This window comes from Anaerovibrio sp. JC8, assembly GCF_002100115.1.
GTDB lineage: Bacteria > Bacillota > Negativicutes > Selenomonadales > Selenomonadaceae > Anaerovibrio.
Window position 1 is genome coordinate 236,583 of sequence record NZ_ANBM01000005.1, and the last position, 22,516, is coordinate 259,098.

A 22,516-nucleotide genomic window follows, 5' to 3' on the forward strand; every position below is an offset into this window, starting at 1 on the left:
CTTCACCTCATACAAAATATTTTGGGTTATTATTTAAGTTTATTGAAAAGCTCGCTTACAGGAACCTTCTCCTGCTCGCTGCCAGCCATATCACGGAGCATTACCACACCCTCGGAAAGCTCATCATCCCCCATAATGGCGGCGAATTTTGCTCCCAGCTTGTTGGCCTGCTTCATCTGGGCCTTCATGCTACGGCCCGCATAATCAACTGCGGCACTAAAGCCCGCATCCCGGAGGTCCATAACCAGCTTAAAGGCTTCCTCCTGTGCTGCTTCGCCCAGGGCTACCACATACACATCGACGCTGCGGTTCTTATCCGGCAGCAGCCCCTGCTTTTCCAGGGCCAGGAGAACACGCTCCAAACCAGTAGCAAAGCCCACAGCCGGAGTAGGGTTACCACCCATTTCCTCAATGAGACCATCATAGCGGCCACCACCGGCAACTGCACTCTGAGCCCCCAATGGAGGATATTTAATCTCAAAGGCGGTCTTGGTGTAATAATCAAGGCCACGGACCAGACGTGGGTCCAGCTCATACTTGACGCCTGCCTTGGCCAGATGCTTCTGGAGCTTCTGGAAGTGATCACTGCACTCCTCGCACAGGCAGTCAGTAATCTTTGGAGCATCCTTCATATAAGGCTTTTCCGCATCCTTCTTGCAGTCCAGAATACGCATTGGCGCTCTGTCAAAACGGCTGCGGCAATCCTCACACAGGTCCTCCAGCTTATCCCGGAAGAAATCCTGCAGCATGGTACGGTACTTGGCCCGACAGGTTGGACAGCCTACAGAATTTATGTACAGCTCCAAATCATTGAGGCCCAGGCCCTGCAGCAGCTTCATGGCCAGCAGGATAATCTCGGCATCCACAGCCGGATTGGACTCGCCAATGGCCTCCACACCAAACTGGTGGAACTCACGCATACGGCCAGCCTGCGGGCGGTCATAGCGGAACATGGAGCCAATATAAAACAGCTTGGTCAGTGCATTTTCCGCATAAAGCTTATTCTGCAGATAAGCTCTGACAGCTGAAGCTGTATTCTCAGGACGCAGGGTGATGCTTCTGTCTCCCCGATCAGTAAAGGTGTACATTTCCTTGTCAACTACATCAGTACCCTCACCGATACCCCGCTGAAACAGCTCAGTGTGTTCAAACATCGGGGTTCTGATCTCCTGATAGCCAAACCGCTTACAAAGAGAGCGGATATTCTCTTCCACAAACAGCCAGTCACCGACGGTATCCGGCAGTATGTCCTTGGTGCCCCGTGGAGCATTTGTCAACATATCTTACAAAACCTCCTTTGCTTCATTTAATATGAAAGCAAGGTATTATTTATTATCTAAAGGCTCTCCGTAGGCCTCCGCCAACAGAGCTGCCCTCTTTTCAATGTAAATATCTATATCCCTCAGATAAGTGATTAAATCCTTGGCATTAAATGAGGATTTCAACCGCTTTTCCCGGAAATTCACCACCTTGCTGGTGGCTGCACCACCAATACCAAGTATGGTCTGGTGCTCCTCCATAATCTGGATATTATAGATACTTTCCGCCCCCTCACGGCAACAGCCAACATTTTCCAGTTGACCGCTCATATAGCCCTGACGGTACAGATAATATGGCTTCATACCAGCCTTATTAATATAGCCCATAGCCGTATGGAACATATCCCGACAAGTCTTGTCATCCGGCAGCTCATACTCCTCCAGATTCATCTTCAAAACGGAGCCCCGCTTTAAAGCCAGGGAATGAAGGGTTATATCATCGGGCCCAAGGGCCACGATTTTCTGCATGGTATCTTCAATATCGGCCACCCCTTCACCAGGAAGGCCAATAATTAAATCCATATTGATTTCCGGAATACCAGCCGCCCGCAAATCATTGTACATAGTCACAATAGCTTCCGGGGAATGGTTCCTTCCAATGCGTTTCAGTGTCCTTGGCTGCATGGTCTGTGGGTTTACGCTGACCCGGGTAACCTGCATATCCACCATGGTCTGAATCTTGTCCGGGGACATGCTGTCCGGCCGGCCCGCTTCCACCGTGAACTCAATGGTATGTTCACAGTAAAAAGCCTCCCGTACTGCGCTGAGCATTTCCCGGAAATATTTATCCGGCAGGCTGGTGGGAGTACCCCCGCCTACATAAATGGACTGGACCTTAAAGCCATAGTCGGCCACCGCCTGCTTTACTGCAGCCAAGTCCTTATGGAATACCTCCATAAACTCCTGCAGGCCCTCTTCCTTCGGCAGGATGTTGGCCGGGAAGGAGCAATAAAGACAACGGCTCAGGCAAAATGGTATGCCCACATAGATGCTGATGGTCTTTTCGTCTGTCCTGGCCAAAAATGGCTGCTGGCGGATGGCCATATCCACAATGGTGGTAGCCTTTTCCTCGCTGGCTTCGTAATCATGGAGCAGCCGGTCCACCACCTCATCCCGGGATAATCCACCGTCCAGCAGACGATGAACTATCTTGGTGGGACGTACCCCGTGAAGGATACCCCAAGGCGCCGCTTCAAGGCCAAACTGCTTTCTGAACAGCTGATAGAGGTTCAGCTTTATGAGACGATGCTTGCCGGCGGCAAACCGTTCATCACTGCGGCCACGGATGGTCTGGGTGAGATGCACCCTTTCCCCATTTACGCCAGTCATATCTATAACCGTCTCCACCACCGGAACATTATCGGGGTGCAGATGGTTTTCTATATTTAGTGATTCCCAGGCATAATCCTCCTGGCAGCCCGTCTCAAACTTAAAGAGATTCAAAACCTCCCGGACCACCTTGACTACCACCTGATCCTCACTATTTAAGGTAAACTCGTTAATTTTCAAGCTTCTTGGCACACTCCTGACAGTATCCATAGAATAACACCTGATGATCAATGATGTTGAAGTTGCACTGATCAGCAATCTTCTGCTCCAGGCCCTCCAGCATATCCTCAGAGAATTCTATAACCTTGTCGCAGCCTTTGCAAATAAGGTGATGGTGCTGATGGCCGTTCTCCTGAATCTTCTTCAGCTCGTAACGGGCCCGCTTCTCACCGAATTCCATCTTCTGCAAAATATTCATTTCAGGACTGCACATTAACTCGAGAGTACGGTACACAGTGGCCAGACCAATATCATATCCCTTATCCCGGAGAGTACGGTGTACTTCCTCAGCACTAAGGTGTTCTCCTGTACTATTTAAGAAAACCTCCAGTACGTCCTGTCTCTGATGAGTCAGCTTGTACCGGCTGTTCTGGAGTCTTTTTTTCAGTTCTTCAATGCTAAATCCATCACGCATTTCTATATCCCCCGCATGCCAAAAATTTGTAATTAACATTACTCTCCTAATTTACACTCCAATTATTGTATTATAACGTAATTGTTCAAGAATTTCCATAACTATATGGAAATTCATCCCATTAGGCGTTTCGACGAGCCCAAAAGCCTACTCGTCATAACGCAAAGAATCATGTTTTTCCATATGTATTATTCATATTCAGCAATATATTTTGCTAATTCTGCATCATAGCTGTATTCATAACCAGAAGGACGGGTATCATCTCCTAAAAGATATCGTGATTCATTTGGCTTTATTTTTAATCTGTCAATAACCTTAAAATATCTTGTTTCATGATCCGCACAAGTCAAATATATGTCCTCAATATCTGAATTATGGATGTCATCTCCTGTATATACATTAGTAAAAGCAAACTTTCCACTTCCTAAAAAGCCATTATGGATAATATCAGCTATTTGTCCTGCCACGAAATAGGTTCTATCGATGGTCGATACCCTATCATTACCGTTTATAATCCCTGTCCCCATAAAAGGCCTGCCATCCAAATAGAATTTTTGGTTATTGAAAGTTACTCTGCCATAGGAATGCTCAGAAATCTGCTTTTCCAGCCTACGGATGCGCTCAAGAGTATCTGGGTGCGGGTTGTATTCATTCCCATCAATTACCTGAATGCCTTTGATATCATACCTTTTTTCATGTTTATCCATCCGATAAAGGAAAGAAACCAAGCTGCCGGGAGAAAATCGTGTGCTGTTGTTTAAAAAGGATACAGCCTGTCTGTCTGCCAAATATTCCCCTTCAACGGAGAACTGGGCATTTATGGCAGTTTTATTGTAAGCAATATCTGTCATCAAAAGCATAAGATTTTCAGGAGAAGGCGTGTTCCAATTACTCCCCAATAATGCTTTTAATCCCTTTTCCCCATAAAAATTATCTATCTTCCGCTGGAAATCACGGTTATACCAGTGAGAGGCTTCATGGGCAATAACCGAAGCAAGCATAGAGTATTGATACAGACTCCCTTCGTTATAGTCTGCAAGATTCCGATAATCTATCTTATCAATAGAAGGGATAGTCATAGTAAAATCAATCATTTGGGTTGATAAAAAAATACGCCCGGAAGGAAGGGTTGTTGCATCCACCTCATTAACCGAGGATTCTTTAATAGGATAAAGAAAACGGGAATGAACTCCGTCATTAAAATTTAATGTGGCCGGATTCATTTCAACCAGCTCTTTTTGTATTCTATAGATAAAATCATTATGCCAGGAACGAACTCCATTGGCATATTCATCTTCGATAAAATCACCATAAAGATGTTCAGCTTCATCGCTGATGACATAGGCTTCAGAAATATTAGCTACAAATGATACCGTTACCAGGGCTAAAGCCATAAAGCCTGCTAAAAATTTCTTCCTTGGATTCATATTTAATTTCATTAAAAACAATCCTTTCATGTAATTAATCAGAAGCTACACCAGAGCAGCCACTTTTTAATATAACATTAGAATATAATCAGGTACCTCTACTCTTCTTTTACTTACAATGATTTTTATTCTATCATCATCGTCAAAAAAAGTAACTTCTCTATCCATATCGGATTTACCCTGGGTATCCATAACAAGTTCAAAATCTTGGGAATGAGGCTTTTCCTTCAATTCAGCCATATCAAATTCAAGAACATTGGAATAAGGCTTTTCCTGGGGTGCTTCATATTTATATTTTTTTAGCTGTATATCTTTGATTTTTAGCACATAATGATTATCCTTTTGTTCAATGATGAAACAGGATGTAGAATCGCTATACATAATAGTTCCATCTATTAATTCTTCCGCCTTATTGCCCTGTGTACTACCGCGATATATCTCCATATAATCCTGATTTTCCGCTACCTTTTGACGGACTTCTACCAACCATTCATCTTCATATACAGGTTTCTTTTCCACGAACTGTGACGCATGGCTTATTGAAGCATGAAAAACCAGCAAAAATGTAAAACACATTACCCACATAATACATTTACCTACACCCATTAAATCCTTATTCATATTTCTACACTCCTCCCCAAATCATAAACTTAAACTAAAAGAACTACAGCCTTTCACGGATGTAGTTTTTTTAGTGTGCAATATAATGTTTGATGCCGCGAGCGGCATTTGCCCTGCGCAATTATTAATTATTATGTCAATGCAAAGCCTTCAGAAATGTTTCAATGCCGCGAGCGGCATTTGCCCTGCGCAATAAAACAACAGGCAAGGTAGTAGTTATGGGTATGAAGTTTCAATGCCGCGAGCGGCATTTACCCTGCGCAATTGCCATCTATGGCACAAAGGAAGATAAGGAAGCTTTCTAGTTTCAATGCCGCAAGCGGCATTAGCCTTGCGCAAGTAACTACTGGTTCACCAATAATTGAGTTTGAGGGTCAGTTTCAATGCCGCAAGCGGCATTAGCCTTGCGCAAGAGGTAATCCCTGATAAGCGAAAGAAAGCCCCAAAACAGTTTCAATGCCGCAAGCGGCATTTGCCCTGCGCAATTCGATGACCGTGACCCACATGCTATTCTGCATGGCATGTTTCAATGCCGCAAGCGGCATTTGCCCTGCGCAATGAATGGTTGGTAGAATTATCCCAATTTTCGCTTAGTTTCAATGCCGCAAGCGGCATTTGCCCTGCGCAATACTGTCCTCTGAAACCATTGAAAACAGTGGGCTGAAAATGAAAAAATAACACAGAAGGCGATTTTCAGCAAAATGTTCCAAAACGCCCGTGGACACTTGTTGCACTTTTATCCCAAAAACCGCTATGCAGTAAGCAACAAAAGCCATCCTTTAGTCCACGAAAATCCTTAATTCAGATTTTCATTTTGCTGGGTTTCTTCGCCATCGTCTTCCTTATTATAGAATAATTATAGTCCTTCTGCAACACTACATAATCGGGTCTGACCCATTCCCTGGGCGGTCATGCGTCCAACCCCAGCAAACTGGGCAAAATATGCTAATCTGTAAAATATCTTTTTTTGTTCATCATCAAGATTATACAGTGAATAGGTAAATTCCCCCACAAACCCAGTAACAGCGATATTTTTATTATATCTGAGCCGCTCTGTATTCCCCTTCCACTTCCACGGTACTACCTTTTCAGCCATGGCCTTGCACTCAGCCACATCAAGAGGCTCAGGCATATCAAACTGATTCCACTTCATTGCCAATGATCCCCATACCATTCTTGGCTCTGGGAAAGGATAATCACTTGTATCAAGTCTGAAGGTGGTCGGTGAAACATATCGCAAAGTAACCAACTCTGGTACCTTCGGCGGCATACTATCCATGAATTCTTTCTTGGTCAAAAGAACAGCTTCCGGATGCTCTGAAGTGGCTTTAAACACGGATTGAAGCTCAAAATTCGCTTTTCCTATCTGGAAAACATATCCTTCCGGGACATTCAAAAAGATATGTAAAACATCTTCTGAGAACGCAGTAATCGATATTTCAGCGCACTCTCCCTGTTGAACAGAATAGTGACTGATATCCTCTGTCTGTTCACCTTGATTGATATGTAAAGGCGCAACAGTAAAGGGTTTAACCTGCAAAGCATTATGCAATTCTGTTGCCAGCCCCTCTGACTGACTTTTCAGTAGCTTAAAAACAGCACCATGAAGCAGTTTTCCATTCACCACTGGCACACGGCATTTTTCTGTTGCCTGCACACGATATACAATTCTTCCTAAATCCATAATTAAATTCCTTATTTATTCCTTAGGCGCGGAAGAATATATTTCTTCCAAATAGCTAAAGTTGTTCTGGCATCATATAGAGCATTATGCTGCATTCCGTTTTCCAGTGGATTCACCAGCTCTTCTCTTGCTTTCAGAGGATCTATACCAATAACATAAAGCATACTGGATATATCCAGCATCGGAAACGGTCCCTGAAAAAGCCGCTCCTCAATATTACTGGAAACACATTTAGACATCAGACGGCTCTCCACCGGATGCATTACATCTATAATGATATAAGCATTCTGGGCATGAGTCCGCCAGAAGGACCATACTGCTTCTAATAGGCTATGCTCATCATCATACTTTTCGTACTCTCCCATAATGGGAAGTACATTCTCTCGAACCCATTCCGTTCTTATATGCTTTTCAGGCTCACTCAAACCGATGTATTGCTTTTCCAGCTCATTACCATCGGCATCAGTTAAAACCATAGCTACAGAAACAAATGGCCCATACAGGCCATCTGTCTCTGCGTCTAGAAAGATATAATTCATTTAATTACCTTCTGTTATTTCTATTACTACCTTGTGGCCTATTGTTATTAGACGGATTCGGTTTAGGAGCATTGACTTTCAATAACTCATTTTTGGACGGCTTTTTCACCATCATACCAAATCCAACATTTGTCTTGGCACCTATACCCATATCAAGTACAATTTGTTCAAATAACTCAAGCAACTCTGCAGCAGTAACTACTACTTTTTTGTCAACGACATAATCCTTACACACAAAAAAGAACTTAAATATTACTCCAGGCTTAATCTTTACCATGCTAACGGGTTTGGGCTCTTTAAACTCACTTGGATGCGGGGTGATATACTCTGTCGCTAACAATGTTTTATCATTTTCATCCACTTGAGGAAAAGCACCTAGAAAATTTATATTGCCCGGTTTATCCTGCCCAAAAATCCATTTGGTAAACTCTACTATGTCATCTACTTTCTTTCCATTTGGGCATGATTTAATATATTCAATTCTAGCATCATCTCCGGGTTCCGGAAAATAGCTTCTTAACATTCCTTTTAAAGATGAACCGGGTAAAAATGGCAGGCCAGTAACAAAGTCAAAGGTAAATCCATTTTTTAAGGCATCAACCATTTTTATCTCATGTAAAAGCCCTGTTCCTATCATTAACCCTGGATAAGCAGTATGCAGACTAAATTCCTGTAGTCCATCAATATGTTCAAATTCTGCCGGAAAAATATTCTCTGTTGGAAAATGAAACTCAACAATATTGGTTGTCCTGTCTGTTATACCTCCATTGACAAAAAATTCTTCATCATTCAAACCTAAGCCATCGTAGTATTCAACATTATATAAATAACTCATATTATTGGACTTCATCACTTTCTCCCGCCTTCTTATCAACCAATTCATAAAGATTCATGGCCAATTTCAGAGCAATTGCTGCATTAAGTATTTCTTCTTTACAATCCCTCTCAGCAGACATTCCCCTTTTTTTCCGTTCGATGGCATACTCAAACAGGGTTTCATGAAACTGTTCGCCCTCATGACGGCTCTTCACAATATCATAAATTGCAGCCAAAATCAGCTGACGTTCAACCGAAGCACCAGCTCTTTTTGAAAAATAAGCAATAGCCGCCAGAAGACTGCCCATAGTTATAGCTGCCCCAAAGGAAGATATCTGTCCACGAAATGCTCTATCAATCTTACCATCTTGAGCAATACCGTGCTGAGCCAGCAAACTATATGCTGACTCTATTTCATCATTTATTACACGCTTATTCATTGCTCATACCTCCCCCACAGTCGTCAGACTACATAATCCGTAGCCAATGGAAGCATTTCCACCAAACTGAACAATTTTCCCTTCAATAGCGTTCTTAAAGCCCCGCAAAGAATCCACCGCATCGTCACGTACTATTACCGGAAAAACAAACGTACTATGATGTGGTACAATTTCCTCATACCAAAGATTTTTACTTATACCATTCTCAAGACAATTCCTGGCCATTACAGGGAGCTCTATCATGCGGAACTCTGCATCACTCATAGAATATACAGTATCACCGGCCACAACAATTTTTTCTTCAACTTTTATTCCCTCAACAGCAACATTCGTCGAATCAGTATAATCTTCACCAGAAAAATCATCTGTTTCTGGAATAGCAAAACTTTTCCTTAACTGATCATATCTTTCCTGCGAGGATTTCGGTGAAACCATATAAAATGCCTTATCCCCTTCGGATGCTCTGGCTGGCATTGCCATCATATCTGCTGACAGAATTTTTAATGCTCCTTCAGTTTTTGCATTATCATCGCCAAACCAACTATTGACATCATCTTTTTGATTGTTCTCCGTAAAATACTGGCGCAATGCTCCTTTTAAACCGGATGAATTTATTGTAGGCAACCCAGTAACAGGATCCCTCTCCACTTCATTGTCGATAATATTGTAATTTACGTCGCCGTTGCCTACATGCAAATTAGTAACACACTGCACTTTTACTAAAATAGCTTTCATTTATTATCCCCTCCGATAACTATAATCTTGTTATACCCCAATTTTTTGAGATTTTTGCTTTTACCAGCTTCATCATCAGATATTTTAAAACAATTATTATAAAATACGCTCCCCCGCTGTATAAGCACAGTTCGTTCAGGTGTCCGTGAAAATCGGCTATGATAGCTGAGCTTATCCTTATATGCCTTGGTTATAATATTACGAACAAACCGCATGTCCACCATGACAAAATCATCATACTTAGGCACTTCCTGCAATACTATATCCGACAACGCATAGCCCCAGACCTGACTGCTATTATCACCTAATTTTCGAACCAGTCCTTCCAAATCCTCTTCCTTTTCAACAAATCGAATGGAAAAAATGTTCTTTCCAGCACCGACAGTAACAATATCATCCCTTAATATAACATCATTTGTTTTGACAAAGAACGCAAAGCATCTATTACTACGCTCACCTTTTTTCAAAACATACTCAGAACGACGAAAAAACGCTTTTGATTTCTGCGCCTTATCTATCAAATTCCCATTTTTATTCTTTCTATTTCCAGTCTGTACCACCCTTTTAAATAAGTCATCGTCAGAATAACATTTATGGGTAGTAAGATTTATATATCCTTCTGCTGGACCCGTTTTTCCTTCGTATTTATCAGGAAGATGTATTGTCCCATAATCTGTTTCCCCACAAATCTCTTTCATTGATAACCCTGAAAAACCTTTTTTACAAATATTACATTTTGGATTTTTTACTATATACTGAACCTCGCCATTATCACCATATTCACACAGGAAAACTGGTGATATACTGAGCAATTTGCCGAAATCCTGTTCCCCCTTGCTGGAAAAATCAAAACTTTCTGCTCCTATCAGCTCTTTTATAGACTCTGATTCCTGCTCACTATAATCAAAATTCGAATGTAACAAACCTGCCTGCTCCAGCATCAAAAGGCGCAACATTCCCCATATAGAGGTCTGTTCTGGAAATTTTTTTGATTCAATGTAATATGACTCTTTTCCGGTTGGCGTCTCGCCAGTATCATCATATCTACTTTTTTGGTCCGTGGAAAAGGTGTATGGATTTTCTGGGTTCATTATCGCTAAATATGTCTTCATATTATTCTTCCTCCCCTGCCTTTTCCAACAGGAATTTATTAAGTTTCAAAAAACCAACAAGTGCCTGTAGATTTTTGTCTTTACAATCAGAATCAGTCCCCAAATTTACAATAGCATAATCATTTTTCAGGAAGCAGTCATAGTATAAATCAACAATAGCCTTATAATATTCCTTAAAATCAGCCTGCCCAACATTATCCTGAAAATTCTTCCATCCATACCAAAGCTGCTGTCGACCATCGTCATCCTCGGTAATGTTTGATACTGCTTCATCCATTATTGCCATTATATTGCTATTCTGATATATAGTCTGTATGACACTACTTCCCACAGTTGATATATCCTTGAATTGAGCTTTCTTTCTATCAATTATCTCTCCCAACTTTTCTGCTACCACTTCATATTTTTCCCTTAACATAGTATATGCAGGAACCGGTATACACAGGCCAACAGTCTGCCCACTGTGCTTCTGTAGCTCCACTGCCATATTATTTTTTGGTTCCTGCTTGGCCACATCAAATAACAAGTGAGCAGCATTCTTCAATGCCTCATATAATGGAGCTTTCTTATGCTGAATCGCTATTCCAAACGACAATGTAGTATTCACAGTGCCTGAATTACCATTTTTTGAATTCATCTTATTAACAAAAAGCGCATTTAAATCATCACATAGTTTAAAAACACTTACCCCCTTGTCATTTTCTACAGGTGCCAAAAAGAGTAAATCATCACCACCGGCGTATATTGTCATCCCACCAAATTCACCAACCTTGGCAGATGCCTCTCTGGCGTATTCCATGCAATTTTTTGAAAACGCCTTAACCTCTTCATCTTCATCGATACTGTTCAGCAAAGCCCCCATCCGATCACCGTCAGCCTGTACAACCGCAAAATAATTATATTTCTTTAAATCACTATGCTTATGGATTCCATGACAACTTGCTATGTCTTCAATGCTCCAAATATTCCTGCTGCCATCATCAGAATCAAGTAGCTGATTGGCATACTCAGGAACTTTTTTAAATAATAATGAATCTTTAAGCGTCCGATTTCGATTATTCTCCTTGTTGGTCAATATTTTATAAAACAGATTATCCTTATCATCAACCGGACACGTCTGCATCAGTTCCAATGCATCAAGATATGGCGATATTTTTAGAATAACATTTCCTTCTCTTTCAATTTTTTGAACGTTTTCCTCCGTCAACAAAACATAATGACATTGCAGGTAGTTCTCTAAAAAAGAAGGCCCTCCGTCTATATTATGATATTGTTTCGGAAAATCGTTGATGGATTCAGCCTTGACATCCCGCATTATTTTCTTAACAGCCTTATTTACTTCGTCAAGATTTTGGTCAATGCTGAGTTTAAGTATTATACGGTCGTGATATTTTCCTACACCATCCTGCAAAAAATCATTCTGACCAGACTCAAAATGTGGAGAAAGAATATCCACACCGTTTTGATACTTATCCAAAAAAGCCTTGCATAGTCTTCTGGTCAAATTTGAAAAAAATGTACTGGCAAACCAAAGTCCTGCTGGACTGCATGCGTCATTTAATGTATTTAAAATAGGACCGTTTGTTATCCCCAAGTAATAACTCATTCGCAATTCACCACCATTATATTATTCGCAGTAATTCTTAAATCCTTATGTAAGCCACCATTATAATACTCTACATATTTGGCCATAAAATCTTCAATCGGGAAAACTCCACCATAATCGGAAAAATCGGCCTTAGATGGTGTCTTCAATGCCTTATCTATATCACCCTTAAAAACAAATTCCTGGTCATAGACCTCTTTGGGTACTTCCATTCCTATGATATAGACGAAATTGTCAATAATCTTAAAACGTACAATTGACGGTATTCTATCCAATGAATCAGACTGAGAATCTGCCGGTACAATCTTTATTAACTTCTTTTCATCTTTTTTTAGATTTTCATCAGCAAAAAATTCAATTTTATCACCCTTACCAAACAATGCCCGTACATAACGGGGATTCGGGTTTTCCGGATAAACCTCACGAACATGATTTTTTTCCACATTTGGAGCAATATCCAGTTCCTTCATCCAAGCTTTTTCATTGTCAATATTTAACTCATCATGCATATACCTGAATAAAAAGGAGCGTGCATACCAGCCCTTAGGGTTATCAGGATTTTTAAAACTCATATTTAAGCCAGATTTCATAACCGAATAAAAAGTTTTAATCTGGTTAAACATTTTTATAGAAGTTTCTATTTGTGGAGGATTTCTCCCTGTAACAACGACTGCCTTCTTATCAAATTTCATTTTATAAACAGTCTTTGCCCCCGCAGACTTGAATTCCTCTATCAATGTTTTTTCATCCCATTGCTCATTTTGAGGCATAAAACCGCCAAACCCCTTACCCTGCATAGTTCCAAAATTGGTTACCATAAAAAAACTGGTAAGATATTTTTCAATCTGCTCACGCAGCCCCTTCTTAAAACAGAATATAGTAATTACTGGGAATGATATTATTCCCATTTTATAATTACCCTCTCCCATATTCCCATAGAATATACTATAATTGTCTTTCAACTCAACCTTGTAGGTTCCCCTTGATGTTATACGTACTTTATATGACAATGCTTCAGTCTTCTTATCATCCGTCTCCTTTGATTTGTCCTTTTTTTCAATTAACCAGTCCTCATAATGTATTTCTTTTTCTTTAAACCTACCTATTAAGAATTTATCCAGCTTAGGTTTCATTTCTGATGCCCGTAGCGTTGCCCCACGTTGATCATATTGAAAATGAATAAGCGGCGATTGTGGCCACAGATTAACTGTCAGCTTACTCCCAGTAAATTTCATTTCTTTTTCTCCCCTCTTTATTTATTTCTTTGCCTAATAATAAGATAGAATATTGATATCAACACAATTACTTTTATACAAAATACCGAACCTGCCCACGCATTATCGCAACTACCATTAATATCATTTAAGATATCAGATACTATTTGCAATGGCCCAGGCCAAGTTGGAGAGTCTCCGAAGAACGATGGCAAGGCAATAAATATTGCTGCCAATGATACCAAAACAGCCCATTGGCTTATATTATCCGACTGACGAATGTTGGCAATATTATATAGTCCATCCAAATGCTCCTGTAAAATGCTGGTATGTTTATTGACTAAAAATATCTCCCGCATCATATCATAAAGCTCTATTGCCTGTTCCTGAGATGATACTTCACAGAGATTTATCTGATTTTGGAAGGCAATTAATTTCTCCTGCAAATTGGCAATCCCCCTGCGTGTCTCCTTATCAACCTCATTGTCCATTTTCTCTATACGGGCAGATAAATCTGAAGCCTCATTTTGCATTACCCGCAAGGAAGCTCTTTGAGCCAGTACCAAACACGCCATTTCATAATATTCTGTACGAAAATAATTTATAAGAATATTATAATCCGTGACACACATAAACGCTTGGGCTGAAATTGAATACATGGTTCCATATTGAGGCCTTATCCATCTACAATAAAGATGTTCTTTGATAAGCTGTTGTCTCATTTGCTCAAATACACAGGAACACTCCCCCGGTGGATCACAAAACATAAATTCATATATTGATTTTTCCATACTTTCATAATTATACAACCTTTTATTGTTAGCAAAATGTCCAGGTTGCAGAGCATTTATGTAGTCAAATGGAAAAACTTCTTTTCCATTTTGAAAAACCTGCTGATAATCTCCATTAACCTCACACATAACAAACATTCTATCATCTAATGCTGGTTGAATATACCAATAATTTTCTTTGTTTTTAGTATCCTTACTTGTAGTAAATTTCCAATTATTTGTCCCACTGCACGTAGAATAATTCAAAATCTGTTTTATAAAATCAGCAATATGATTAAGTTTAGGATTATATCTTTCACTGGTTCCATCAGCATTATTGAACCTTATAATGTTTTCCCTAAAATTCTGGCCAATATATCCATCCATTCCATCCCAATAAATATCAATTGAATCAGCACACACCGAGGCATCCTCCTCTGATGTCTTAGGAATAAATGGCAACGTAATACGCCGGCCATAATCGTTGATGATTTTTATGTCTGACAATTTATCGGATATGTGATTTTCACAAACGAATACCAATAAACCTACACCAGTATTATACAGTCTAAGCTTTATATCTGTTAAATCCAGATGGTATTCTTTTTTGTCATCTTTTTTGTTTTTGCGAATAATATATTGTGCCCGTTTAGTTAATTTTCCTTTTTCATCTTTTATTGGCTTAAATGAAAAATTCTGTACTACTTCCTTTTTATTTTCTTCATTTCCCTTACCAAACACCGCATCGCGGATTGCTGGCTGAAAATATTGGTATGTGGCATATTTCAGCTTATTAACATTTAGTCCATCAGGCTGCACATCTTCATCATTTACTTCAATTTGATGCCAATCCCTTAAATCATCATCCTCCCATGCATCATTATCATTGAATATACTCATAATTGAATTAAAATCGCGTTCTTTTTCCGTTTTATAATTCTGCCAAATAAACGGAAAAATGAAATTATGATAACTTTTTGCCAAATCTTCCATCTAATATCCCCCTACAAATGCTTTACAACCTCTATATCCATTTCTTTAGCCCGCTTGGCAATCCCCGGTGAAACTCCTTTCTTGGCCACTAAAACCTTACGGACCAGCGTGCCACCAAATCTATCCGCCACTGTTTCCAGCTCATAAAGTGGCTGGTTCATAGAAACCATTTTATTCTTACAGGATATAAATGTAGGTATATTTTTCTTCATGTAAATTATATCTATTTCATTCACCACATCCGGGCCGGGCCTGTATATGGAATTCGGATCCCCATCCCCAATCCAGTTTATGTGGTAGCCAATGGCACAGTCATTTACCTCAGGGTCCCGCACTATCTGCCAATAGGTAATGTGTTCCAGTATAGCTCCCGGATCACACAGGATATTACGTTCCTCATCATTGTAAAACGCAAGATTAATAATGCCATCACTATATAGTAAGCTTTGAAGAATATTCTCCTCCTTCATTTTTTTCAGCTTATCAATAAATGTGGATACAGACATCCTGGCTATCCTGGCAGCACCAGCCACATCCTTGCTGTCACCACAAATCAAGTCATCTTGTTTACTACAAAGATATGCCAACCCTTGGGACAACTTATTCCAGCACGATTTCTCGGTTTCCATGAAACGATTTAATTCAATCATTCTGGATTTATGGGCCTCATCATTATATTTTTGGTTTTTGGATTTCTGAAGTCTCCATTCAATGACTCCTTCATGAAGATTGAGGTACTCTTCAATATTCAAACGATAATCCCGTTTCGGTAATTGTTCATACGCTTCCGGAAGCGACTGAATCCTTACTTCATCCTCTGCCAAATCAATTTCATGCATGGGAAGATTCTTTTCGTCAGCCACCATCCCCGCTGCGGCCAATACAAGTTCTTCTCCACCAGTAAGGTCAAAAAAACATTGATTGCCTAAATCCTTTTCTTTCTCGACTATTTGAACCAGCTTTTTTTCAATATCATCAAGCCGCCCCTCCGGCAAAGGAACAAACTCTAACTCTTTTACTCCAATTTCTTCTTTTTTTAGGAACGCCGCCACAGTGCTTTTGGCTGCCCGATCCATATCTTCTTCGGCATAACCTAAAAAGATGACCTTATCAAACTGGAATTTTGTACAGGCCAATACATTATCCATAGGGTCATCGCTAAAAAATTCTATATCGACATTCATATAAAAGATCCTCCATTATCACAAATCCGCTCACGCCTTACTACTTCGATAAAAAAACTTTTTTTCCTGCTTAATAAGTATTTAGGCCTATATAAATATGTAAATAAAAAAAGTGTTAGATACCAATTTTAGTATCTAACACTTTTTTGTTTGAAAATAAGCCGCAAGCGGCATTAGCCCTGCGCAATACCTTATTCTTGAAGCTTGTGAAAACGAGCAAAAGTTGTTTCAATGCCGCAAGCGGCATTAGCCCTGCGCAATTTAATATCGCTTCTCAATACAAGGCTTTGGTTGAGTTTCAATGCCGCAAGCGGCATTAGCCCTGCGCAATTTATAAGTCGGAAGACAAGATAACAGAGGGTAGTGCGTTTCAATGCCGCAAGCGGCATTAGCCCTGCGCAATCCCGAAAGACATAAAGGTTCGTCCATTTTTACGGTAGTTTCAATGCCGCAAGCGGCATTAGCCCTGCGCAATACTGTCCTCTGAAACCGTTGAAAACAATGGGCTGAAAATGAAAAAATAACACAGAAGGCGATTTTCAGCAAAATGTCCCAAAACGCCCGTGGACACTTGTTACACTTCTATCCAAAAAACCGCTATGCAGTAAACAATAAAAGCCATCCTTTAGTCCACGAAAATACATAATTCAGATTTTCAATTTACTGGGCTTCTTCGCCTCTATTCACTTTATTATAGGACAATTATATTCCATCTGCAACATTAAAAGTGACACGCCACCATTGACGTGCCACTTATAGTTTATCCTATATTCATTACGCAACAATCTGGATTTTTCCTACAGTGTCAGCAAATTGCTCAATTTCTCTAAAAATATATCTGCGCCAGGATAAGCCATCCAGCAATTTACGCTCCTTGGTTATATATTCTTCATAATTTTGAATCCATCTTTTCCTGGCCTTGTCAGTCATCCTACAGCCGTCATCTTCATCATATTCAAAGTCATTAGGCGCAAAAATATGCTTCTCTTTTCACAAATCTTTCCCCATAAATTCAATTAACCCCCGTATAATATTTTTAATATCTTTAAAGCCCGCCCTTTTCTCACAACCCTTGGCCAGATACAAGCCGCGGTTAATTTCTATCATTACCGACTTCACCCTGGCATCCTGCTGATAATACTTAATTGGAACCAATGCCCCAGCGAAAGGTGTGTTTATCCCTACAGACAGGTTATGGGCACGCAGATAATTAACCATTTTCTCCACCAGCTCCGGTGGGGTGTGATAATCATCAGTACCGATACATATATCCGGGCGATCCGGCTGCTGGTCCAACTCATAAGGCAACGGTTTCGGATAAAAGGAATGTCCGTCAATGATAAGGCAATGGCCATATTGGGCCAGTCGCTGTTCCACAGCAGCCTCCAGCTCTGCATGATGCGGGTCGTAGTAGTTTCTGATCACCTCTTCCCGCTTGGCATTACTAAATTTTCTAAATGGCATATTCCAGGAACTATGAGTATAATACAGCCCCATTCCCCTTTGGCTCATAGTCTCATCCTTGTCATCACGAAAGCGCTCCACATCGCACACCAAGCGGCTCACCTTTAGATCCACCATCTCAGCCTCACAGGCAAACAGCTCATTACAATACCAGTCTGTCATTACCAGCATTTCGTGGCTCAAAACCTCCAGATCATAGTCCGGGATATACTCCTCAGGAATGTACAGGGAAGCGTGTGGTACATGAATTACAACTTTTTCCATCATTTTCATCGTCTCCTTTTGCTTTGTAAACCAAAAAGAGACGCAAATGAAAAAGCCCATCGTCTTGATGGGCCAGATTGTCTCATCCTACCCATCAATCAAGCTTTAGCACCTTGCCACACTTTCACCTGTGGTAGGTTGCTGAAGGGTCATAGAGCTTGTCTCTCGCCTTCTCTTTATGGTTAAGAATATATGTAATTATCTTGTTGCCTTTCCGGCAATCATAGTGTAGCAAATCTTATATTTTCCGTCATTAAAGTGATATTAAAAATTCCTTTCAATTATTTCAGCATTTCTGCCCTGTTCTTCAACTTCCATCGCCATCTGAGTTTTCTTCCTCTATGACGGTATTAGCACTGGCTTCAATCATTTGTGTAACAACGTGATTTAACTCCGATGCCTTTTTGCTAGTAATAACCGATCTGCCTGTTCCCTCTTCAATAGCCTTTCTGGCATCGCCAGCCACCTTGCCACCTCGCTTAGCTACAGAAACATTTTGAGCAAGTCCAGATGGTTTTTCTGCTTCTGAAAATTCTTTGGCCGCCGTTTCTGCCAGCATATTTATAACTAATTCAGTGGTACTCATATTATCCCGAAGACTTTCCTTTTTTAGTCCTTTTAGATTTTTGTACTGGCGAGTAGACATCCCGCTCCACGCTTTAGTAAGTTCATCGGTAAGTACAGCATATTCCTTGCCCTGCTTTATCCCACGTTTTTTCCATTCATCTGTTAGTTCCTTACGAGCACTAATTGCCATAAGCCGCTGATTTATCCACTCTTTGGTATATCCCTTTCGTTCATAGGTAGCCACCAATCTATCAGCTATAAGCTCCGGATCTAGGGTTTCATCAATACGCTCTTTACCCACCTGTGCCAGCCACAATTTGAATGGTTCCGCTTTCTTAGATGGTATTGACTGAATAATACGCAAAAGTTGCTCCGTATTGGCTACATCAGTAGCATATCTTTTTCCATCTTTTGGAGACTTCAATTTCAGTTGGTGACAATTTGTCACCAACTCACTTCCCTCAGCTTTTAGCCGTTGCTTTAGCTTGTTCCAATACTTACGGCCATCACTACTTTCCGTCAGTATCCGCACCACATCCACAATAGAAAAATACCATTCTTCCTCCGCCTCGTTCCAAGCAGTACGAATGGGCTGGTCCTCAAACAACTGCATATTTTCCATTTCTTCACTCATTATCCGTTTCTACCTTTCTAACGCCCTTTAAATAGAACAACAATTCTGTTATCTCCATTATATAAAACACATATTCTATAAATCAAGTATTTTATCAAAAATGTGCAATTTCCAAAAAATACCCTGCAACTCCATTACAAAGCTACAGGGTATCTTGCATATAAAATATCATTTTTAGAAAAACGGATTACTTTCCCGCTCGATGCCCATGGTAGAGGCTGGGCCGTGGCCCGGGAATACCTTGGTGGCGTCGGACACCTTGGCCAGAAGGTTGCGGATGGAATCCAGGATATCCTCGGTGCTGCTGCCCGGGAAGTCTGTACGACCTATGGAGCCGGCAAAGAGGGTGTCACCGCTAAAGAGGGCGCCGCCCCCGTAGAAGCAGACACCGCCCGGGGTATGCCCCGGGGTATGGATAACCTTGAGGCTGCAGCCGCCGAAGGAAACATTGTCTCCGTCCTTCAGCAGTACATCAGCTGCCTCCATTTCTCCCGGTGCACCCACAAAGGCTGACAGATTTTTCTTGGCATCCGTCAGCATCTCCGCATCATCAGAGTGAATGGCCACCGGAACCTTCAAAGCATTTTTCACCCCATCCAGTCCCCCGATATGGTCGAAGTGACCATGGGTCAGGGCGATAAGCTTTACCTCCACGCCCATTTCCTTGATGGCGGACAGTATCTTTTCCGGATTTCCTCCGGGGTCCAGAACCAGTCCCTCATTGGAATTGTTGTCCTTTAGTATATAGCAGTTGGCAGCAACAGGGCCAACCTCAAAGCTCTTTACAGAAAACTCCATCTGGTGTGAACCTCCCATCAGTCATTTCTCTTGTCAGGGGTGGAAGCCATGGCTCTGTTTACGCTGTAGACATCCTTCAGGCGGCGGATTTTCGCCATAATCTGTTCAACCTGGGATGTGGCATGAACCTCAATACCCATAACTATCAGCGAAGTCTTGTTGTTGCGGTTGGTCTTGGCATTAACCGAGGATACATTTATCTTCATTTCCGTCGGAATAGCCAGAATACCGGCCAGAATACCCGGATTATCATTACAATGTATCTCAATTTCCACAGTATAATCACGGTCAAGGCCCACATCCCAGTTTACGGCAATAACTCTCGTAGCCGCATCACTGGTAACCGCCACATTAGGACAGTCCGCCCGATGAACGGACACTCCGCGGCCCTTGGTAATAAAGCCGGTAATAGGGTCTCCCGGAATCGGGTTGCAGCACTTGGCTAGACGCACCAGCATACCGCCCTCACCCTCAACCAAAATACCATGGCTGGCCTTGGACTGCTTGTGGGAGCCCTGGCCCTGTGGACGCTTCAGCTTCTCCAGCATTTCAGAAACATCCTGCGGGGTATTCTCCTTCACCAGCTTCTTGTGAAGCTCAATGAGCTTGGCAATAACACCGCTTACGGTAACACCGCCATAGCCGATGGCTGCCAGCAGATCACCGGAATTATTGATGTTAAATCTCAGGCACACCTCATTAAGCCACTCATCCCGCAGAAGATCCTTGGGATCGTAGCCCAGCTTCTTGCCTTCCTTTTCCAGCAACTCCTGGCCCTTGGCCACATTTTCCTCACGGCGCACCTTCTTGAACCAGCCGCGAATCTTGCTTCTGGTATCAGAGGCGGCCACGATGTTGAGCCAGTCACGGCTCGGCCCCTGATTGGCCTTGTTGGTAATAATGGAAACAATATCACCATTTTTCAGCTTGTACTCCAATGGCACAATCTTGCCGTTGACCTTGGCGCCAACGCAATGATGACCGATTTCCGTATGAATTCTGTAGGCAAAATCTATTGGCACGGAGCCCTTTGGCAGGTCAATAACGTCTCCCCGTGGAGTAAATACAAACACCTCATCGGAGAAAATATCCATCTTAAGGGCCTGAATATACTCACTTGGGTCGTTAAGCTCCTGCTGGAGATTTACCATCTGACGAAGCCAGGACAGCTTCTTGTCGTAATCGTTGGCCGCAGTGGCTCCCTTGCCGTTTTCCTTGTATTTCCAATGGGCCGCAACACCATACTCGGAAATCTTGTGCATGGCAAAGGTACGGATCTGAATTTCCAGCGGAAAGCCACGGGTCATAACAGTGGTATGCAGGGACTGGTAGCCATTGGATTTTGGCATGGCAATATAGTCCTTGAACCGTCCCGGAATCGGCTTCCACATGGCGTGGATAACACCCAGCACCGCATAGCAGTCCTTCACGCTCTGCACCAGAACCCGGATGGCGGACAGGTCATAAATTTCACTTATATCCTTGTTGTCCCGCTTCATCTTGCGGTAGATGCTGTAAAAATGCTTGGCACGGCCGCTGATTTCCGCCTTTATGCCGCTTCGTATGAGCTTGGTATGAATCTGCAGGATAGAATCCTCAATAAACCGCTGCCGCTCCTGGCGCTTTTGCTTAACCTTTTCCACAAGGTCATAGTAATGCTCGCTGTCAAGGTACCGCAGACACAAATCCTCCAGCTCCCACTTGATGCTGGAAATACCCAGACGGTTGGCCAGCGGGGCGTAAACCTCAATGGTTTCCCGGGCAATACGCTGCTGCTTTTCTTCCTTGACGAATTTCAGGGTACGCATATTGTGAAGCCGGTCAGCCAGCTTTATGATAATTACCCGGATATCCTTGGCCATGGCCAAAAACAGCTTCCGGTAGTTCTCCGACTGCTGCTCCACCTTGGACTGGAACTTAATCTTGCCCAGCTTGGTAACGCCGTCAATGAGCATGGCCACCTCAGGGCCAAACATTTCCTCCATCTGCTTCATATCATAGATGGTATCCTCCACCACATCGTGAAGGAGGGCCGCCGTAATGGTTACAGCATCAATCTGAAGCTCCGTGAGAATCTTGGCCACACAGAGAGGATGGATAATATATTCTTCACCGGAAGCCCGCTTCTGCCCCTCATGGGCTGCATGGGCCAGGTCATAAGCCTTGCGGACAAGGTCCACGTCCGCATTAGGCTGGTATTTCAACAACGCACTAATAATATCATCAATGGTAACTTCCGCCGTAGCATCGGCCGGAACAGGAGTATAGATATTTACATTTACAGAAGTTGAATTGGCATCCATGTTAATCACCGCCATTCAATACACAAATAATAGTCAAACTTTTACATATTATAGCATATTTTC

General features: G+C 41.8%; 20 protein-coding genes, 1 CRISPR repeat array and 1 riboswitch. All 20 genes read right to left on the reverse strand.

Going from position 1 to position 22,516, the window contains the following annotated elements; translation table 11 throughout:
- Positions 1-29: 29 nt before the first annotated feature.
- Positions 30-1,280 carry a histidine--tRNA ligase gene (hisS, locus tag D081_RS06845; protein ID WP_085023435.1) on the reverse strand — a complete coding sequence of 417 codons (1,251 nt, stop codon included), beginning with the start codon at positions 1,278-1,280 and terminating at the stop codon, positions 30-32.
- A 45-nt stretch (positions 1,281-1,325) separates the two neighbouring features.
- Complete coding sequence (gene hemZ, locus D081_RS06850) at positions 1,326-2,828, reverse strand: coproporphyrinogen dehydrogenase HemZ (RefSeq protein ID WP_085023436.1); 1,503 nt, start codon at positions 2,826-2,828, stop codon at positions 1,326-1,328.
- Entirely contained in the window at positions 2,818-3,282 is a 465-nt protein-coding gene (locus D081_RS06855; RefSeq protein ID WP_085023488.1) for a Fur family transcriptional regulator, read from the reverse strand. Before D081_RS06855 ends, hemZ begins: the two co-directional genes overlap by 11 nt.
- 188 nt (positions 3,283-3,470) lie before the next feature.
- Positions 3,471-4,721 (reverse strand): M48 family metalloprotease, encoded by a 1,251-nt coding sequence (locus D081_RS06860; protein WP_233127447.1) that lies wholly within the window; start codon positions 4,719-4,721, stop codon positions 3,471-3,473.
- Positions 4,722-4,775: 54 nt separating this feature from the next.
- The gene (locus tag D081_RS06865; RefSeq protein WP_085023438.1) at positions 4,776-5,330 is read right to left on the reverse strand and encodes a hypothetical protein; all 555 of its coding nucleotides are present in this window, start codon (positions 5,328-5,330) and stop codon (positions 4,776-4,778) included.
- A gap of 398 nt (positions 5,331-5,728) precedes the next feature.
- The gene (locus tag D081_RS12925; protein WP_233127448.1) at positions 5,729-5,875 is read right to left on the reverse strand and encodes a hypothetical protein; all 147 of its coding nucleotides are present in this window, start codon (positions 5,873-5,875) and stop codon (positions 5,729-5,731) included.
- A gap of 311 nt (positions 5,876-6,186) precedes the next feature.
- The gene (cas6, locus tag D081_RS06870) at positions 6,187-7,014 is read right to left on the reverse strand and encodes a CRISPR-associated endoribonuclease Cas6 (protein WP_085023439.1); all 828 of its coding nucleotides are present in this window, start codon (positions 7,012-7,014) and stop codon (positions 6,187-6,189) included.
- Positions 7,015-7,025: 11 nt separating this feature from the next.
- Entirely contained in the window at positions 7,026-7,553 is a 528-nt protein-coding gene (locus D081_RS06875; RefSeq protein ID WP_085023440.1) for a hypothetical protein, read from the reverse strand.
- Between the two features lie 4 nt (positions 7,554-7,557).
- A complete protein-coding gene (gene cmr6 / locus D081_RS06880; protein ID WP_158087586.1) occupies positions 7,558-8,403 on the reverse strand; it encodes a type III-B CRISPR module RAMP protein Cmr6 in 846 nt (281 codons plus the stop codon).
- Entirely contained in the window at positions 8,390-8,809 is a 420-nt protein-coding gene (locus tag D081_RS06885; RefSeq protein WP_085023442.1) for a type III-B CRISPR module-associated protein Cmr5, read from the reverse strand. Before D081_RS06885 ends, cmr6 begins: the two co-directional genes overlap by 14 nt.
- Positions 8,810-8,812: 3 nt before the next feature.
- The gene (locus tag D081_RS06890; RefSeq protein WP_085023443.1) at positions 8,813-9,544 is read right to left on the reverse strand and encodes an RAMP superfamily CRISPR-associated protein; all 732 of its coding nucleotides are present in this window, start codon (positions 9,542-9,544) and stop codon (positions 8,813-8,815) included.
- Positions 9,541-10,656, reverse strand: a complete 1,116-nt coding sequence (locus D081_RS06895) for a hypothetical protein (protein ID WP_085023444.1) — start codon at positions 10,654-10,656, stop codon at positions 9,541-9,543. Before D081_RS06895 ends, D081_RS06890 begins: the two co-directional genes overlap by 4 nt.
- A 1-nt stretch (position 10,657) precedes the next feature.
- Complete coding sequence (gene cas10, locus D081_RS06900; protein ID WP_085023445.1) at positions 10,658-12,262, reverse strand: type III-B CRISPR-associated protein Cas10/Cmr2; 1,605 nt, start codon at positions 12,260-12,262, stop codon at positions 10,658-10,660.
- The gene (locus tag D081_RS06905; RefSeq protein WP_085023446.1) at positions 12,259-13,497 is read right to left on the reverse strand and encodes a hypothetical protein; all 1,239 of its coding nucleotides are present in this window, start codon (positions 13,495-13,497) and stop codon (positions 12,259-12,261) included. The genes cas10 and D081_RS06905 overlap by 4 nt, the downstream gene beginning before the upstream one ends.
- Positions 13,498-13,514: 17 nt before the next feature.
- Complete coding sequence (locus tag D081_RS06910) at positions 13,515-15,239, reverse strand: hypothetical protein (protein ID WP_085023447.1); 1,725 nt, start codon at positions 15,237-15,239, stop codon at positions 13,515-13,517.
- A gap of 11 nt (positions 15,240-15,250) precedes the next feature.
- Positions 15,251-16,423: a Card1-like endonuclease domain-containing protein gene (locus D081_RS06915; protein ID WP_085023448.1), complete on the reverse strand. Its 1,173-nt coding sequence runs from the start codon at positions 16,421-16,423 to the stop codon at positions 15,251-15,253.
- A 152-nt stretch (positions 16,424-16,575) separates the two neighbouring features.
- Positions 16,576-16,898: direct repeats of the CRISPR family, unit length 36 nt; unit sequence GTTTCAATGCCGCAAGCGGCATTAGCCCTGCGCAAT.
- A 515-nt stretch (positions 16,899-17,413) separates the two neighbouring features.
- Complete coding sequence (locus tag D081_RS06920) at positions 17,414-18,154, reverse strand: N-formylglutamate amidohydrolase (protein ID WP_158087588.1); 741 nt, start codon at positions 18,152-18,154, stop codon at positions 17,414-17,416.
- Between the two features lie 85 nt (positions 18,155-18,239).
- A riboswitch (SAM riboswitch) is annotated at positions 18,240-18,336 on the reverse strand.
- 122 nt (positions 18,337-18,458) lie between these two features.
- A complete protein-coding gene (locus tag D081_RS06925) occupies positions 18,459-19,352 on the reverse strand; it encodes a Bro-N domain-containing protein (RefSeq protein WP_233127449.1) in 894 nt (297 codons plus the stop codon).
- Between the two features lie 174 nt (positions 19,353-19,526).
- Complete coding sequence (locus tag D081_RS06930) at positions 19,527-20,150, reverse strand: MBL fold metallo-hydrolase (protein WP_085023450.1); 624 nt, start codon at positions 20,148-20,150, stop codon at positions 19,527-19,529.
- Positions 20,151-20,167: 17 nt separating this feature from the next.
- Positions 20,168-22,453, reverse strand: a complete 2,286-nt coding sequence (locus D081_RS06935; RefSeq protein ID WP_085023451.1) for a bifunctional (p)ppGpp synthetase/guanosine-3',5'-bis(diphosphate) 3'-pyrophosphohydrolase — start codon at positions 22,451-22,453, stop codon at positions 20,168-20,170.
- Positions 22,454-22,516: the final 63 nt, after the last annotated feature.

What these genes read in the sequence shown, in the direction of transcription:
- hisS (WP_085023435.1), bottom strand. Translation starts at nt 1,280, where the DNA reads ATGTTGACAAATGCTCCACGGGGCACCAAGGACATACTGCCGGATACC.
- D081_RS06855 (WP_085023488.1), bottom strand. Translation starts at nt 3,282, where the DNA reads ATGCGTGATGGATTTAGCATTGAAGAACTGAAAAAAAGACTCCAGAAC.
- D081_RS06860 (WP_233127447.1), bottom strand. Translation starts at nt 4,721, where the DNA reads ATGAAATTAAATATGAATCCAAGGAAGAAATTTTTAGCAGGCTTTATG.
- D081_RS06865 (WP_085023438.1), bottom strand. Translation starts at nt 5,330, where the DNA reads ATGAATAAGGATTTAATGGGTGTAGGTAAATGTATTATGTGGGTAATG.
- D081_RS12925 (WP_233127448.1), bottom strand. Translation starts at nt 5,875, where the DNA reads ATGCCGCTTGCGGCATTGAAACATGCCATGCAGAATAGCATGTGGGTC.
- cas6 (WP_085023439.1), bottom strand. Translation starts at nt 7,014, where the DNA reads ATGGATTTAGGAAGAATTGTATATCGTGTGCAGGCAACAGAAAAATGC.
- D081_RS06875 (WP_085023440.1), bottom strand. Translation starts at nt 7,553, where the DNA reads ATGAATTATATCTTTCTAGACGCAGAGACAGATGGCCTGTATGGGCCA.
- cmr6 (WP_158087586.1), bottom strand. Translation starts at nt 8,403, where the DNA reads ATGAAGTCCAATAATATGAGTTATTTATATAATGTTGAATACTACGAT.
- D081_RS06885 (WP_085023442.1), bottom strand. Translation starts at nt 8,809, where the DNA reads ATGAATAAGCGTGTAATAAATGATGAAATAGAGTCAGCATATAGTTTG.
- D081_RS06890 (WP_085023443.1), bottom strand. Translation starts at nt 9,544, where the DNA reads ATGAAAGCTATTTTAGTAAAAGTGCAGTGTGTTACTAATTTGCATGTA.
- D081_RS06895 (WP_085023444.1), bottom strand. Translation starts at nt 10,656, where the DNA reads ATGAAGACATATTTAGCGATAATGAACCCAGAAAATCCATACACCTTT.
- cas10 (WP_085023445.1), bottom strand. Translation starts at nt 12,262, where the DNA reads ATGAGTTATTACTTGGGGATAACAAACGGTCCTATTTTAAATACATTA.
- D081_RS06905 (WP_085023446.1), bottom strand. Translation starts at nt 13,497, where the DNA reads ATGAAATTTACTGGGAGTAAGCTGACAGTTAATCTGTGGCCACAATCG.
- D081_RS06910 (WP_085023447.1), bottom strand. Translation starts at nt 15,239, where the DNA reads ATGGAAGATTTGGCAAAAAGTTATCATAATTTCATTTTTCCGTTTATT.
- D081_RS06915 (WP_085023448.1), bottom strand. Translation starts at nt 16,423, where the DNA reads ATGAATGTCGATATAGAATTTTTTAGCGATGACCCTATGGATAATGTA.
- D081_RS06920 (WP_158087588.1), bottom strand. Translation starts at nt 18,154, where the DNA reads ATGATGGAAAAAGTTGTAATTCATGTACCACACGCTTCCCTGTACATT.
- D081_RS06925 (WP_233127449.1), bottom strand. Translation starts at nt 19,352, where the DNA reads ATGAGTGAAGAAATGGAAAATATGCAGTTGTTTGAGGACCAGCCCATT.
- D081_RS06930 (WP_085023450.1), bottom strand. Translation starts at nt 20,150, where the DNA reads ATGGAGTTTTCTGTAAAGAGCTTTGAGGTTGGCCCTGTTGCTGCCAAC.
- D081_RS06935 (WP_085023451.1), bottom strand. Translation starts at nt 22,453, where the DNA reads ATGGATGCCAATTCAACTTCTGTAAATGTAAATATCTATACTCCTGTT.